Source organism: Klebsiella sp. GFKo11 (assembly GCF_056490265.1).
This window is the reverse complement of sequence record NZ_CM151369.1, coordinates 4,750,067-4,764,497: the sequence shown is the minus strand read 5'-3', so window position 1 is coordinate 4,764,497 and position 14,431 is coordinate 4,750,067. Positions and strand designations below refer to the sequence as shown.

Here is a 14,431-nt window from a genome sequence, read left to right as displayed (position 1 = left end):
TTATGGATACTAACAATAAAACGGGTATCGACTATTGGAAGAAAATAGTCGTGGTAATGAGTCTGGGTTGGGTGGCGATATGGATTTACCGAACCGTATTAACGCCTATTTACCCTGAAATTCAGGCCTCGCTGGGCAACGTCAGCAATGCTGAAATTGGCGCAATTGCCAGCTTCTATTTTCTGGCCTACTGCGGAATGCAAATTCCCTGTGGAATTCTGGTTGATAAGCTGGGCCAGAAAATTATGCTGATGTGTGGTTTCTCACTGTTCATTATCGGCACGCTGAGCATCGCTAATGCAGGAAATCTGACGCTAATTTATATTGGTTCGTTGCTGGCCGGTGCGGGCTGCGCTTCCTTCTTTAGCTCTGCCTATTCGCTGTCGTCAGCTAACGTACCGCAGGAGCGCCGGGCGCTGGCTAACGCCATCATCAACAGCGGCTCCGCCATTGGGATGGGGATTGGCCTGATTGGTTCGAGCATCCTGGTCAAAAGTATGCATATGGCCTGGCAAAACGTGTTGTTTATCGTCGCCGCGATTCTGGTGGTAATGCTCTGCGTCTTTACCCTGGTGATTCGTCGCAAGCTGAAAGAGCCAGCCGCAGAGGTCAATAAAAATAGCGCCGTGGCGTCAGCTCCCGTTGAGGATAAATCAGCACCGCTGTTTTCCCCGCTGCTATGCAGCGTCTACTTTCTCTATTTTTGCACCTGCTACGGCTACTATCTGATCGTCACCTGGCTGCCTTCTTATCTGCAAACCGAACGCGGGTTTGACGGCGGCGCCATTGGTCTTGCTTCAGCGCTGGTGGCGGTGGTCGGGGTTCCGGGCGCGCTGTTCTTTAGTCATCTCTCGGATAAATTCCGCGACAGTAAAGTCAAAGTGATCCTCGGGCTGGAGATCGTCGCTGCAGCAATGCTGATGTTTACCGTTCTGTCGCCGAATACCACCATGCTGATGATTAGCCTGGTGCTCTACGGCCTGCTGGGCAAAATGGCCGTTGACCCGATTCTGATCTCATTTGTCTCCGAACAGGCGTCAGCGAAAACATTAGGTCGCGCCTTCAGCTTATTTAATTTCTTTGGTATGAGTTCAGCAGTGGTTGCACCGACGCTCACCGGTTTTATTTCCGACCTGACTGGATCAAAAGAAATTAGTTTTGTGATGTCTGCCGGGTTAGTTATCACCGGAACGTTAGTGTTTGCGCTGATTACTTTGCGTAAGAACAAAATACAGCCTAAGACAATCCCAGTATAATAAAAATAATAATCATAATAATAAGTTTTTTGTTCCACATAGCTAAACCTATTTACAAACGTAATCCGATGCGTATTAAGAGGGAATTATGGAACAAACTCAAGATCTATATAAAGCCAGAGGTTACAGCGACGATCTATTACCAAAAGTAGAATCGCAGCGTAACTGGAAAACATTTAACTACTTTACTTTATGGATGGGCTCCGTACACAACGTACCTAATTATGTGATGGTTGGTGGGTTTTTTATTCTTGGTCTGTCGACGTTTAGTATTATGATGGCGATAATATTAAGTGCATTTATTATTGCGCTGGTGATGGTGTTTAATGGTGCCGCCGGGAGTAAATATGGCGTACCGTTTGCCATGATATTAAGAGCCTCTTATGGCGTGCGCGGGGCATTATTACCCGGACTGCTCAGAGGCGGCATTGCGGCGATTATGTGGTTTGGCTTGCAATGCTACGCAGGATCGCTGGCCTTTCTGATCTTATTAGGAAAACTGTGGCCGTCGTTTCTGACGCTCGGCGGTGATTTCAAGCTGCTGGGGCTGTCGCTACCGGGGCTGATCGCCTTTCTGGTTTTCTGGTTGATTAACGTTGGTATTGGTTTTGGTGGCGGAAAAGTTCTCAATAAATTCACCGCGATACTGAATCCCTGTATCTATATTGTCTTCGGCGGCATGGCAATCTGGGCTATCTCGTTGGTAGGGATCGGTCCGATCCTCGACTACCTGCCGACCGGGGTGGCAAAAGCGGAACATACTGGCTTCTTGTTCCTGGTGGTGATTAACGCGGTCGTCGCCGTATGGGCGGCTCCAGCGGTGAGCGCGTCGGACTTTACCCAGAACGCGCGCTCGTTTCGCGATCAGGCTCTTGGCCAAACGCTTGGCTTAGTGGTGGCTTATATTCTGTTTGCAGTCGCCGGGGTGTGCATTATCGCCGGAGCCAGTATCCATTACGGCATGGATACCTGGAACGTGTTGGATATTGTGCAGAAATGGGACAGCCTGTTTGCCTCATTCTTTGCGGTACTGGTGATATTAATGACCACGATTTCGACCAACGCCACCGGTAATATTATTCCGGCGGGTTATCAAATCGCAGCGATTGCCCCAAGTAAACTGACGTATAAAAACGGCGTGCTCATCGCCAGTATTATTAGTCTGCTGATCTGCCCATGGAAATTAATGGAAAACCAGGACAGCATTTATCTCTTCCTTGATATTATCGGCGGCATGCTTGGCCCGGTTATTGGGGTGATGATGGCGCACTATTTTGTCGTGATGCGCGGGCAAATTAATCTTGATGAGCTGTATACCGCGCCCGGTGATTATAAATATTTTGATAATGGCTTTAACGTTACTGCATTTATTGTCACGATTGTGGCGGTTATTTTGTCGCTGGGTGGGAAGTTTATTCCGCTACTGGAGCCATTCTCACGAGTGTCATGGTTTGTTGGCGTTATTGTCGCCTTTGCGGCGTACTCATTACTGAAAAAACGGACGCTGCCGAATAATGTTTCGCGCCCGGGTGTGGCTAACTGATTTTATTATTACCAGGAAGATTTATTTCATGGATGAAGAATTAATACCCAAAGCCATTCGCATTGCAACCTGCGTGGATGCAAGCAGAAGTATGGCGGGTAACTCGTCTGTACACATACAAGGAGTTTTATATGTCTTTTGATTTAATCATTAAAAACGGCACCGTTATTCTGGAAAACGAATCTCGGGTGGTGGATATCGCGGTTACCGACGGCAAAATCGCCGCTATCGGTGAAAACCTTGGCGAAGCAAAGCAGGTGATGGATGCTTCGGGCCTGATCGTTTCGCCGGGGATGGTCGATGCGCATACGCATATTTCTGAACCGGGCCGTACCCATTGGGAAGGTTACGAGACCGGCACTCGCGCGGCGGCAAAAGGCGGCATCACCACGATGATTGAAATGCCGTTGAACCAGCTGCCAGCTACCGTCGATCGTGAAACTATCGAGCTGAAATTTGACGCCGCGAAGGGCAAGCTGACCATTGACGCCGCGCAGCTTGGCGGCCTGGTTTCCTACAATCTGGATCGTCTGCACGAGCTGGATGAAGTGGGTGTGGTCGGCTTCAAATGCTTCGTCGCCACCTGCGGCGACCGTGGAATAGACAATGACTTCCGCGATGTTAACGACTGGCAGTTCTTCAAAGGCGTGCAAAAGCTGGCCGAGATGAAGCAAACCGTGCTGGTGCACTGCGAAAACGCGCTGATCTGCGATGAATTGGGCGAAGAGGCGAAAAGGGAAGGCCGCGTGACTGCCCATGATTACGTCGCGTCGCGTCCGGTATTTACTGAAGTAGAAGCTATTCGCCGCATTCTGTACCTGGCGAAAGTCGCCGGTTGCCGCCTGCACGTGTGCCACGTTAGTAGCCCGGAAGGGGTTGCCGAAGTGACGCGCGCCCGTCAGGAAGGCCAGGACGTCACCTGTGAATCCTGCCCACACTACTTTGTACTGGATACCGATCAGTTCGAAGAGATTGGCACCCTGGCGAAGTGCTCTCCGCCGATTCGCGATGCGGAAAACCAGAAAGGCTTGTGGGAGAAGCTGTTCAACGGCGAAATCGACTGCCTGGTCTCCGACCACTCTCCGTGCCCGCCGGAAATGAAGGCTGGCAACATCATGCAGGCCTGGGGCGGTATTGCCGGTCTGCAAAGCTGCATGGACGTGATGTTCGACGAAGCGGTGCAGAAGCGCGGCATGCCTCTGCCGCAGTTTGCTCGCCTGATGGCGACTAACGCTGCCGATATTTTCGGCCTTAAGCATAAAGGTCGTATTGCTCCGGGCAAAGATGCCGACCTGGTGTTTATTCAGCCGAACAGCAGCTACGTTCTGCAGGCGGAAGACCTTGAGTATCGCCATAAAGTCAGCCCGTACGTGGGGCGTAAGATTGGCGCGCGTATCACCAAAACCATCCTGCGCGGCGATGTAATTTATGACATCGAGCAGGGCTTCCCGCACGCGCCGAAAGGGAAATTTATCCTCAAGCATCAGCAGTAATGGGCGAATAAACAGCTGGGGATGGTTTTCTCCCTCTCCCTTTGGGAGAGGGCCGGGGTGAGGGCATTTGTGGGCATATTTCCCCTCATCCTAACCCTCTCCCCAAAAGGGGAGAGGGGACCGTTCCTCGCCCCATTCTATATTTAGCGCCTGTTTACGGCAGGCGCTTTTTCAGGATTTCATCATGGTGGTATTTCCGCTAACTAAACGAAACACCCTGGCGGGATTTCAATGGTTCTTCTTTATTTTCTGCAACACCGTTGTGGTACCGCCGACATTACAATCCGCTTTTCAGCTTCCGGCCAGCGCGCTGATTACGCTCACCCAATATGGTTTTATCACCACCGGTCTGGCCTGCCTGGCGCAGGCGATATCAGGTCACCGGCGCGCCATTATGGAGGGCCCGACGGGACTCTGGTGGAGCACCATCCTCACCGTTACCGTCGGCGAAGCCGCGCGCGGCACCGCGTTCGACAGCATTGCGACCAGCCTCGCGGTCGGCATATTTCTTTCAGCTGTGTTAACTATCATCATTGGCGTCAGCGGCATCGGCCATCGCCTGGCTAAACTCTTCAGCCCGACGGTAATGGTCTTTTTTATGCTGCTGCTTGGCGCACAGCTAACGACTATCTTTTTCAAAGGCATGCTCGGGCTGCCTTTTAGCTCGACGCAGGCCAACGTGGCGATTCAGCTGGCACCATTCGGCCTCGCGCTGGCGGTGATGACCCTGGTGCTGGGGATGATTATTTTCCTCCCGGACGGCATTGCCCGCTACGCCTTGCTGGTGGGGACGCTGGTGGGATGGGCAGGCTGGTATCTGCTGTTCCGTACTCCGCCCGCCACGGCGGCATCCGGCCCGATTCATTGGCAATGGTTTCCTCTGGGCTACGGCGGCGAATTACGTCCCGGTATTATTCTGACGGCATTGTTGGCGGGGCTGGTGAATATCACCAACACCTACGGGGCCATTCGTGGCACCGACGTTTTTTACCCTGAACAGGGAGCCAGCAATACCCGCTATCGACGTAGCTTTATTATTTCCGGAGTGATGACGCTCATTACGGTGCCGCTCAGCGTGGTGCCGTTTTCTCCGTTTGTCTCATCAATTGGTTTATTAACCCAAACCGGAGAAACCTCGCGCCAGCCGTTTATTATCGGCTGCCTGTGCTGTCTGCTGGTTGGGTTATTTACGCCGCTGACCCATTTTTTTACCACCCTGCCGCTGCCAATTAGCAGCGCGGTGATGCTGGTCTCTTATCTGCCGTTGTTATATTCCAGTTTATCTTTCAGCAAGCAAATTACCTTCACTGCACGAAATATCTACCGGCTGGCTCTGCCGCTATTTGTCGGCATTTTTTTAATGGGTCTTCCGCCGGTCTATCTCCAGACGCTGCCTCTGACTATCCGCCCTCTATTGGGTAACGGCTTATTAATTGGCGTGCTGCTGGCGGTGGTTATGGAAAATCTCATTCCCTGGGATCGTATTAAATGATGACATCAATAAAGGATGAACCATGAAAATTATTATTGCACCGGACTCTTTCAAAGAAAGCGTCAGCGCCAGCCGCTGCGCCCAGGCGATTAAAGCGGGTTTTGTCTCTATTTTTCCGCAGGCGGAGTACGTCTGCCTGCCGATTGCCGACGGCGGCGAGGGAACGGTTGAGGCGATGGTTGAGGCCACCGAGGGCAAAATGGTGATGCTGCCGGTGATGGGGCCGATGGGGGATTTTGTTGGAGCCTTCTATGGCCTGAGCGGTGACGGTCAAACCGCATTTATTGAAATGGCGGCAGCCAGCGGGCTGATGCTGGTCCCGGTCGGGGAGCGTAACCCTATGCGGGCCACCAGTTACGGCACCGGGGAGTTGATTCGCCACGCGCTGGACGCCGGGGTTCGCCATATTATCCTCGGTATTGGCGGCAGCGCCACGGTTGACGGCGGAATGGGGATGGCTCAGGCGCTGGGTGCACGCTTCCTTGATAACATCGGTGAGAGCGTCGGACTCGGCGGTGGCGCATTAGAGCGGCTGGTGCAGATAGATTTGCGCGATCTTGACCCGCGCCTTAGCAAATGCCGGATCGATGTCGCTTGCGATGTTGATAACCCGCTGCTTGGCGCACGCGGTGCGGCGGCGGTGTTTGGGCCGCAGAAGGGAGCCTGCGCACAAATGGTCGAAGCTCTTGAGCGCGGATTAGAAAACTATGCTCAGGTGCTGCTGGCGGCAACCGGTCAGGATGTGACGACGATTGTCGGCGGCGGTGCGGCTGGGGGGATGGGAGTGGCGGCCTGCGTGTTCCTCAACGCGGCGTTGAAGCCGGGCATCGATATCGTCATTGAAGCCGTTCATCTGGAGGAGGCGCTGCGCGATGCGGATCTGGTGATTACCGGTGAGGGGCGGATTGATTCGCAGACCGTTGGCGGTAAAGCACCGATTGGCGTGGCGCGGATTGCCAAAAAGCACGGTATCCCGGTTATCGGCATTGCGGGCGTGTTGGGCGATGGCGTCGAAGCGGTTCACCAGCACGGCATTGATGCGGTATTCAGTATTTTGCCCGCGCTCGCGCCGCTGGATGAAGTGCTGGATCGCGGTGAACAAAACCTTTACGCCAGCGCGCGCAATATTGCCTGCGTAATCAAACTCGGCCAGAACATCCCCTTCTGAATAAAAAATGCCACGGTTTTCACCGTGGCAAAATCCAACATAGCTAAACAAAAAAGTGAACTCTACAGATGCATCTTTGCTATTGCTCCTGCCTTTCGCCGGGTGGCGGCTGACGCCTTACCCGGCCTACGAAAGCTGCGAGATTTACCCGTAGGCCCGCGCAAGCGAAGCGCCGCCGGGCAATATACCCGTCATACTTCAAGTTGCATGTGCGTTGGCTGCGTTCGTTCACCCCAGTCACTTACCTGAGTAAGCTCCTGGGGATTCGCTCACTTGCCGCCTTCCTGCAACTCGAATTATTTAGGGTATACATCAGATCTCAACGTCGCGATGGCAATCTTTCGAGTAGATATAGCTAAACGCCTCGCGCCCGACGCCATATCCCGCCTGCAGTGAATAAGCGCCCATAAAGATATAATCGCCTTTTTTCACCGGTACCCAGTTGTTGTCGAGGTTATAAACGCCCTGGCCGGAAAGAATATAAGCACCGTGCTCCTGCACGTGGGTTTCGATATAACCGTGGCTGGCACCCGGTTCGAAAGAGAGAATGTGCATATTCATATCGAAGCCCAGCTCTTTCGGCAGGAAATCGATCAGAATAACGTCTTCCATCCCTTCATAATGAATCCGCTCAAGCTGGCTGACGTTACCGGTGACCAGATAAGGCGCATGATTTTCAACCGGAATATAGCGGCGCTTGTAAAGGAATAGCTGGCTGTCGCCTGCATATTTATTAACGAACGTCACTTTCTCGCCCGGTGGGCAATACAAATAGCCGCCCTCGGTCAGCGGGAGAGTTTTGCCTTGCGCCTGGGCGGTGATTTCACCCTGAATCACATACAGGAAGGTTTCAATTCCTTCGCCGCCAAAGCCGCTCTGATTACCGCCGTTGTCATGCAGCGTGACCAGATAATCAACAAAGGTTGCGCCTAATTTCGGCGTCGACAGAATCGTCACATCACAATTATCAAATCCCGGAATAATATTTTTGACCAGGCCATCCGGCGTTAGCAGCGCGTAATTACCGTGGCGCACGATGGAACGGCTGGCCAGTAAATCGTCGCGATAACCCACTACATTATTTAAATATCCCATTATTTTTTCCTCATTCAGTCCAGGCCAGTTGATGCAACATTAATGCGAGGGTATTCACGCCTTCCGCCAGATCGTCGATATGCGTGCTTTCCGCCGGGTTATGGCTAATACCCTTTATGCTCGGCATAAAGATCATGCAGGTCGGGAAGCAGGGGGCGAAAATTTGCGCGTCGTGTCCCGCGCCGCTGTGCATCACGCGGAAATTAACCTTCTCTTTTTCGCACAACGCAGTGAGCTGGGTGACCAGCGCTTTGTCCATCGGTACCGGGGCTTCATCCATCCACAGATCGATCTCGATGCCAATCTCCATTTCCTGACAGATCCGCCGCATATCAGCTTCGATCACTTCGGTAAATGCCGTTAATTCAAACGCATCGGTATGGCGGCAGTCCATGGTAAAGACCGTTTTACCCGGTACCACGTTGACGGTGTTCGGCTGCGGGTCAACCTTACCGAAGGTCAGAACCAGCGGGTCGCCGTGGGCTTTCGCCTTGGCGATAGATTCACAGCAGATGCGGCTGAAGGCGTGGACGGTATCGCGGCGGTAGCCCATTGGGGTGGTGCCCGCATGGTTGGATTCGCCGTTAAGTGTGATGGTATAACGGCGCTGTCCGACGATGGCGTTGACCACGCCGATGGACTGCTTGTTGGTTTCCAGTACGCGGCCCTGTTCGATATGCAGTTCAACGAAGGCCTTAATATCGCGGCGCGGAGCCAGCGGCGCGGCGGGTAGCGTGAAACCGCATTGCTTCATGGCATCAACAAAAGCCACGCCTTTGGTATCTTTGATATCGCGAACGTCCGCTGGGTTGGCGATGCCGACGATATTTTTGCTGCCCCAGAACACATAAGGGAAGCGGCTGCCTTCTTCTTCCGCTAACGCCAGCACTTCGACGGTACGCAGCGGCGCGCCGTAGGTCTCCTTCAGCCAGCGTACCGCCAGCCACGCCGCCAGCGCGCCGAACTGGCCGTCAAGATTACCGCCGTTGACCACGCTATCAATATGCGAGCCGCTAAGGATAACTTCGTCGGGAAAGCGCGTACCGGGCAGGCGGCCATACAAGTTGCCGACCTCATCAAAGCGCGTCTCCAGCCCACTTTCGCTCATCTTTTGTTTGAACGCCTGCTGTGCTTGCAGCCATTCCGGTGAATAGAGCAGGCGGGTTATGCCCCCGGTTGGGTCAGCGCCGAAAGAGGAAAGCCACGGCAACGTCTCTTCAATTGCCTGTCGAAAATAATTAGCCATACGCAACTCCTGTAACTTAATTTATTGAGCAAAAGGGGAATTGGTTTCATAAGAGCGGTTATATAAAGCGTCCGAAACCAGATAGTCATAAATCTCATCAACGATCTCGATACCGTCGACGGCGCTGTTTTTCTCGTTGATATCCAGGTTCTGCCCCGGGTAATAAACCTGGTTAAATCCGGGGGCTGGTGTAATGGCGTTTAATTCGCGCATGGTGTCGCTGATATGCTGGCGGAATAACGCGCTGGAGGAGAAAAATTCCGGGTTGATAACGATATGCAGCTGGCCGAGTTCGCGTCCCTGGCTCAGGTTGTCATACATTGAGCTGACCTGACGGCCAAAGGGAAGGTTGAGCAAAATGCCGGAGAGCACATCGATCATCATCATCAGGCCGTAGCCTTTCGGTCCCGCAGCCGGCAGCAGGGCGTGAACGGCAAACGGGTCGCTGGTCGGCGCGCCGTTTTTATCCACCGCCCAGCTATCGGGGATGGTTTCATGACGCGAGCGGGCGTCGAGAATTTTCCCCCAGGCTTGCACGGTAGTGGCCATATCGAAGGTGATAATATCGTCGCCCTCGCCGGGTGCGGCAAAGGCTAGCGGATTGGTGCCGTAATAGATTTCTGCACCGCCAAAAGGGACCACCATCGGGTCTGACTGACACAGCGAAAGCCCAATAAACCCGGCGCGGGCCGCCTGCTGTGCGAAGTAAGAGATCGCGCCGCTATGCCCCATGCGCCGAATGCCAACCACGGCCACGCCGTTTTCCCGGGCGATTTCTATCGCCTGTTCCATACCCATTTTGGCGGCGACCTGACCGGCGGCGTTATCGGCATGCAAAATCCCGCTGCAGGGGCCGCTCTTTTCAAAGGTGAAGGTGGGGTTACGATTGGTTCCGCCTTTTGAAATACGCTCCGCATAATATTCAACGCGAACCGCGCCGTGCGAATGAATTCCCCTGGCATCGGCATAAACCAGCACGTCGGCAATAATATCCGCGTGATGATGAGTAAGCCCTGCTGTGTTCAGCTTATTGGCAATAAGCTGATGAAGTGTTTCCCGACTGACTTTCATCTGTCTTCCTTTTAACGACGGTGTAGAGCCTGACTGACGACTAAAATACGGGGAAAATAAACTTAAATTGTGATCTGTACGGGTAAAAATAGTTAGTTAGATTTTATTTGATAATCACCGTCGGTTTATCAGAAGGGACCCGGTTAATCTATTCATTGAAAATTACGCACTAATGTCCAGGGGTTTATTTGAAAGCGTTGTGTAATAATTTCCATGTGATATTGGTCACGCCACCAATAATTTTATATCGCTAGCCTGATTGCAGATTAACCATGCTCATTCAATTGCAATGGGTGCAATTATTGGGGAGTTATTATGATCCATGCCTTTATTAAAAAGGGCTGTTTTCAGGATTCAGTCAGTTTAATGATTATTTCAAGAAAACTGAGTGAGTCAGAAAATGTCGACGATGTTTCGGTCATGATGGGAACACCGGCCAATAAATCGCTGCTGGAAACCACCGGTTTCTGGCACGACGATTTTGCCACGGCCACGCCGAATGATATTTGCGTGGCGATCCGCACCGATTGCGCCGATACGGCGGTAACGGAAATGATTGTCGCCCGTCTGGATGAAGCGTTAACCGCGCTGGCGCAGGGGAGTGGGCAAAGCCAAAGCCTCAGCGTGGTTCGTCGCTGGCAAAGTGCCACGCAAAAGCTGCCGCAGGCCAATATGACCTTGATTTCCGTCGCCGGAGAGTATGCTGCGGAGTTAGCCCACCAGGCGCTCAGCAGTGAGAAAAACGTGATGATTTTCTCCGACAACGTCACGCTGGAGGACGAAATCGCCCTCAAAAAACGTGCTCGTGATAAAGGGTTGCTGGTGATGGGGCCGGACTGCGGCACCGCCATGATCGCCGGAACCCCGCTGGCTTTCGCCAACGTCACGCCGGACGGCAATATCGGCGTGATTGGCGCGTCCGGTACCGGCATTCAGGAACTGGTCTCGCAAATTGTTCTCGGCGGGGAAGGGATCAGCCATGCGATTGGTCTCGGCGGACGAGACCTCAGCGCCGAAGTGGGCGGCATCAGCGCACAGACGGCGCTGGAAATGCTGACCCAGGACGGGCAAAGCCAGGTGCTGGCCTTTGTCTCGAAGCCACCCGCCGAGGCGGTGCGTCAGAAGATGATTAGCGCCATGAAGCGCAGCGCCAAGCCGGTGGTGGCGCTGTTTCTTGGCTATGCGCCGAAAGCTACCCGCGATGAGAACGTCTGGTTTGCCCGCACGCTGGATGAGGCCGGACGCCTGGCCTGCCTGCTGGCGCGGGTGGTACGTCATCAGGAAACCCTGACCGCCGTGGCGGGAAAACAGATTCGCGGTTTATACACCGGCGGCACGTTGGCCGCGGAATCCGCCGGGCTGCTCGCTGAACGGCTGGGTATCACGCCTGACGAACATCATCCGCAGGGCATGATGCTCAATGCGCAGGGCCACCAGATCGTCGACCTCGGCGATGATTTTTACACCGTTGGCCGCCCGCATCCGATGATCGACCCTTCACTGCGTAATCAGTTGATTGCTGAACTGGGTGAGCAAACGCAGGTGGGCGTACTGCTGCTGGACGTGGTGATTGGCTACGGCGCGACCGCCGATCCTGCCGAATCGCTGGTGGCAGCCTGCCAGCGGGCGTGGGCCGTCAGAGATGAGCGCCATCCGCTGCATATCATCGCCACGGTGACCGGCACCGAAACCGACCCGCAGTGCCGTTCCCGCCAGATAGCCGCTCTTGAAGATGCGGGGATTGTGGTGGTCGATAGCCTTCCCGAAGCCACCCTGCTCGCCAGCGCGCTGATTAGTCCGCAACGGATGGCCGAACTGGCCCCGCGCGCCACCCTGCTGGACGGCGTGGCGGTGATCAACGCTGGCCTGCGCAGCTTCGCGCTCGATTTACAGTCCGCCGGAACGCCGGTTGTCCACTATCAGTGGGCACCGATCGCCGGGGGGAATAAGAAACTGGCTCGTTTATTAGAACGTTTGCAATAAGAGGTCTCTATGTTTACATCAGTGGCGCAGGCCAATGACGCAGTAATAGAACGAATTCGTAATGCACGTCCGCACTGGCTGGATGTGAAGCCAGCGGGTTCTTTAATCGGGGCGTTGAATCAGAATAAAACCTTGCTTCATGCCGGGCCGCCGATGCGCTGGCAGGAGATGACCGGCCCGATGAAAGGGGCCTGTATTGGCGCATGTCTGTTTGAAGGCTGGGCGCAGGATGAAAAAACGGCCCATGCGATGCTGGAAAGCGGCGAGATTACCTTTATTCCCTGCCACCACGTTAACGCCGTGGGGCCGATGGGCGGCATTACTTCGCCAAATATGCCGATGCTGGTGGTGGAGAACATCGCCGAGGGCAACCGCGCGTATTGCAACCTGAATGAAGGGATTGGCAAGGTGATGCGTTTCGGCGCTTACGGCGAAGATGTTCAGCAGCGCCTGCGCTGGATGCGCGATGTGCTGATGCCGGTTCTGAGCGCGGCGCTGAAACAGATGGATCGCGGTATCGACCTGACCGCGATGATGGCGCAGGGCATCACCATGGGCGATGAGTTCCACCAGCGTAATATCGCTACCTCCGCGCTGCTGATGCGCACGCTGGCGCCGCATCTGGCGCGCCTCAACCATGACAAACAGCAGATTGCTGAAGTGATGGACTTCCTTGCCATTACCGATCAGTTCTTCCTTAACCTGGCGATGGCCTACTGCAAAGCGGCGATGGATAGCGGGGCACAAATTCGTGCGGGCAGTATCGTTACCGCGATGACCCGCAACGGCGATATGTTCGGTATCCGCGTCAGCGGGCTGGGTGACCGCTGGTTTACCGCGCCGGTCAATACGCCGCAGGGGCTGTTTTTCACCGGCTTTTCTCAGGAGCAGGCCAACCCGGATATGGGCGATAGCGCGATTACCGAAACCTTCGGTATCGGTGGTGCGGCAATGATCGCGGCCCCAGGCGTGACGCGTTTTGTCGGCGCGGGCGGCATGGAAGCGGCGAAATCCGTTTCCGAGGAGATGGCGGAAATCTTCCTGGAGCGCAATATGCAGCTGCAAATTCCGGGCTGGGATTTCCAGGGAGCCTGTCTGGGTCTCGATATTCGTCGGGTGGTAGAAACCGGCATTACTCCGCTGATCAACACCGGCATCGCCCACAAAGAGGCGGGGATCGGCCAGATTGGCGCCGGGACCGTCAGAGCGCCGCTGGCCTGTTTCGAACTGGCGCTGGAAGCGCTGGCGGACGAGCTGGGCGTGAGCTGAGGAGGCGCGATGGAGACTATTCGTCCGCTGATAGGCAGCGTCGATGCGCCGGACCATCGCCAGCCCTGGCGAACCGGCGGCCTCTGGCAACGCACTATCAATCTCTATGTTGAAGGCGGCGCTCTGCTGACGCTTCATCATCAGGGGCAGGGGGTGAGCCCTGGCGGATGGGTATTACGCCATCGCGATTTTATCCGCTTACACACGGCGCTGCGGGCGGGGGCGTTGCCGCTTGCGCGGGATAACGGCATTCAGGTCGATAGCCTTTTGCTGTCGCCGCCGCGCCGGCGCTGCTCCCTGCGGCCTCGCTCTCATCCCGATGGCGCTCACTTGCCGAAAGCGCTGGTGGATCGCCCGGAAGAGACCGGGCTGTTCGGGCCGCTGTCGCAGGCGACCCGTCTGCCGCAGCACCCTGAGCTGCGTCAGCTGCGCCACTGTTTTGCCTCCGCCCTGACCGGGAGCGCCGTCGACTGGCGATTGTGGTTGGGAAAGGGGCCGGGCCTGACGCCGAGCCTGGACGACATGCTGATTGGCATGATGCTGGCGTCGTGGTGCGCGGGGCAGATGTCGCGCCATGGCGGACGCACGTTTTTTCGTGCTTCCGGCGATCTGCATGCGACGACGACCCAGGTGAGCGTCAACTATTTACGCTACGCCAGCGAGGGGCGTTTTGCCTCGCCGCTGATGCATTTCGCGCATGCTCTTCAACGCCGACGCCGCATTGAACCCGCCGTCGAGGCTCTGCTGGCGATGGGCCATACCTCCGGCGCGGATACCCTGCTGGGATTCTGGTTGGCGCAACACATTATCTAAGG

The 14,431-nt window shown here is 54.9% G+C and carries 11 protein-coding genes; 8 read left to right on the top strand and 3 right to left on the bottom strand.

Annotation, left to right across the window (positions count from 1 at the left end; translation table 11 throughout):
* Positions 1-2 precede the first annotated feature (2 nt).
* From AC07P6_RS22980 to glxK, 5 genes are all read left to right on the top strand, one after another.
* Complete coding sequence (locus AC07P6_RS22980; protein ID WP_304256698.1) at positions 3-1,256, top strand: MFS transporter; 1,254 nt, start codon at positions 3-5, stop codon at positions 1,254-1,256.
* 88 nt (positions 1,257-1,344) lie between these two features.
* Positions 1,345-2,799 carry an allantoin transporter gene (locus tag AC07P6_RS22975; RefSeq protein ID WP_434659928.1) on the top strand — a complete coding sequence of 485 codons (1,455 nt, stop codon included), beginning with the start codon at positions 1,345-1,347 and terminating at the stop codon, positions 2,797-2,799.
* 131 nt (positions 2,800-2,930) lie between these two features.
* A complete protein-coding gene (gene allB / locus AC07P6_RS22970) occupies positions 2,931-4,292 on the top strand; it encodes an allantoinase AllB (RefSeq protein WP_434659927.1) in 1,362 nt (453 codons plus the stop codon).
* A gap of 184 nt (positions 4,293-4,476) precedes the next feature.
* Complete coding sequence (locus AC07P6_RS22965) at positions 4,477-5,784, top strand: uracil/xanthine transporter (protein WP_434659926.1); 1,308 nt, start codon at positions 4,477-4,479, stop codon at positions 5,782-5,784.
* Positions 5,785-5,806: 22 nt separating this feature from the next.
* Positions 5,807-6,952, top strand: coding sequence for a glycerate 3-kinase (glxK, locus tag AC07P6_RS22960; protein ID WP_478314805.1), 1,146 nt, complete (start codon positions 5,807-5,809; stop codon positions 6,950-6,952).
* A 312-nt stretch (positions 6,953-7,264) separates the two neighbouring features.
* Here the strand turns inward: glxK and allE are convergent, their stop codons facing one another.
* Genes allE through allD form a run of 3 tightly spaced genes read right to left on the bottom strand, consistent with a single transcriptional unit; the run spans position 7,265 to position 10,364 of the window.
* Positions 7,265-8,047: a (S)-ureidoglycine aminohydrolase gene (allE, locus tag AC07P6_RS22955; RefSeq protein ID WP_434659924.1), complete on the bottom strand. Its 783-nt coding sequence runs from the start codon at positions 8,045-8,047 to the stop codon at positions 7,265-7,267.
* Positions 8,048-8,057: 10 nt separating this feature from the next.
* Complete coding sequence (gene allC / locus AC07P6_RS22950; RefSeq protein WP_478314804.1) at positions 8,058-9,293, bottom strand: allantoate deiminase; 1,236 nt, start codon at positions 9,291-9,293, stop codon at positions 8,058-8,060.
* Between the two features lie 21 nt (positions 9,294-9,314).
* Entirely contained in the window at positions 9,315-10,364 is a 1,050-nt protein-coding gene (allD, locus tag AC07P6_RS22945; protein WP_478314803.1) for an ureidoglycolate dehydrogenase, read from the bottom strand.
* Positions 10,365-10,679: 315 nt separating this feature from the next.
* On the opposite strand from allD, the gene AC07P6_RS22940 reads away from it, so the two are divergent.
* Genes AC07P6_RS22940 through AC07P6_RS22930 form a run of 3 tightly spaced genes read left to right on the top strand, consistent with a single transcriptional unit; the run spans position 10,680 to position 14,429 of the window.
* Complete coding sequence (locus tag AC07P6_RS22940) at positions 10,680-12,347, top strand: acyl-CoA synthetase FdrA (protein ID WP_478314802.1); 1,668 nt, start codon at positions 10,680-10,682, stop codon at positions 12,345-12,347.
* A 9-nt stretch (positions 12,348-12,356) separates the two neighbouring features.
* Complete coding sequence (locus AC07P6_RS22935) at positions 12,357-13,616, top strand: YlbE family protein (RefSeq protein ID WP_304256711.1); 1,260 nt, start codon at positions 12,357-12,359, stop codon at positions 13,614-13,616.
* A 9-nt stretch (positions 13,617-13,625) separates the two neighbouring features.
* Positions 13,626-14,429, top strand: coding sequence for an oxamate carbamoyltransferase subunit AllH family protein (locus AC07P6_RS22930; protein ID WP_478314801.1), 804 nt, complete (start codon positions 13,626-13,628; stop codon positions 14,427-14,429).
* The last annotated feature ends 2 nt before the right edge of the window (positions 14,430-14,431 follow it).